This is a genomic window from Micromonospora sp. NPDC049359 (assembly GCF_044466585.1).
Classification (GTDB): Bacteria; Actinomycetota; Actinomycetes; order Mycobacteriales; family Micromonosporaceae; genus Micromonospora.
The window spans coordinates 1-453 of the sequence record NZ_JBITMW010000005.1 but is presented as its reverse complement, the minus strand read 5'-3'; positions in this window follow the sequence as shown (position 1 = coordinate 453).

Sequence of the window (453 nt, the reverse complement as noted above, 5' to 3'; positions counted from 1 at the left end):
CACCCGCACGCCCGCACGCCCGCACGCCCGCCAAGATCCTCACAACATCCCCGAAGTTGCTGCCTCGGACGCGCGGGAAGCAGCAACTTCTCCGAAGTTGTGAGGATCTTGGAGCGGGCTAGCGCGGGGGGCGCGGGAGTCAGGCCTCGGGCGTCTGCCCATCGACATGATCGCGCTCGATCCTGGATCCAGTGGCTATCCAACGCGGTGACACCACTACTTCCAGGATCGAGCACGATCTTGCCGCCACCGGGCGGCGCGGGGGCGGCGCGGGGGCGGCGCGGGGGCGGGACCGGGCCGGACGGGGGCGGGACCGGGCGGGACCGGGCGGGACCGGGGCGGGACCGGGGCGGGACCGGGGCGGGACCAGGGCGGGACCAGGGCGGGACCAGGGCGGGACCAGGGCGGGACCAGGGCGGGACCAGGGCGGGACCAGGGCGGGACCAGGGCGGG